Source organism: Phocaeicola sp. ICN-14070, from assembly GCF_037892625.1.
Classification (GTDB): domain Bacteria; phylum Bacteroidota; class Bacteroidia; order Bacteroidales; family Bacteroidaceae; genus Phocaeicola; species Phocaeicola plebeius.
Genome location: NZ_JBBKBF010000184.1, coordinates 1 through 425 on the forward strand (window position 1 = coordinate 1; position 425 = coordinate 425).

The following is a 425-nucleotide window of genomic DNA, read 5'->3' on the forward strand; positions in this document are numbered from 1 at the left end:
GTATTGAGCAATCAGCGACTGAGATTCATATCAGTTTGGATGAAAAGATGAGTCCAGAGTTAAGTAGTGATGCACATTATGAATCCAAGGGTTTCATGGAAGCAGTAAATGTGACAGACTTTCCGATACGAGACCACAAGGTTATACTCAAGATCCGACGTCGGCGATGGACAGATACGCGCACCGGTAAAAGCTTCAGTTTGCCGATAAGCCTCGATATAGTTGCTAAAGGCACTCGTTACTCCAAAGAATTTGGAGCTTTTTTAAAAGAAACGTATGGAGACGTCCCCAGTGACCTGCCGTACGCTTGAGGAATTCTACCACATCGACGGACATACATTTGAAAAGCAGTATAAGGAGGTGCTGAGCGGTTTCCGCTACTGGGACCAGTTGGAACACGCAGACGATTGGCTGCTTTTCCCTGA

The 425-nt window shown here is 45.9% G+C and carries 1 protein-coding gene and 1 pseudogene; both read left to right on the forward strand.

Going from position 1 to position 425, the window contains the following annotated elements:
• On the forward strand, positions 1-311 hold a 311-nt coding region (locus WKT20_RS18215), incomplete at its 5' end, for an ISAon1 family transposase N-terminal region protein (protein ID WP_340417887.1).
• Positions 277-425 (forward strand): annotated as a pseudogene (locus tag WKT20_RS18220) (ISAon1 family transposase); the annotation flags it as partial. The gene WKT20_RS18215 and the pseudogene WKT20_RS18220, both read left to right, overlap by 35 nt.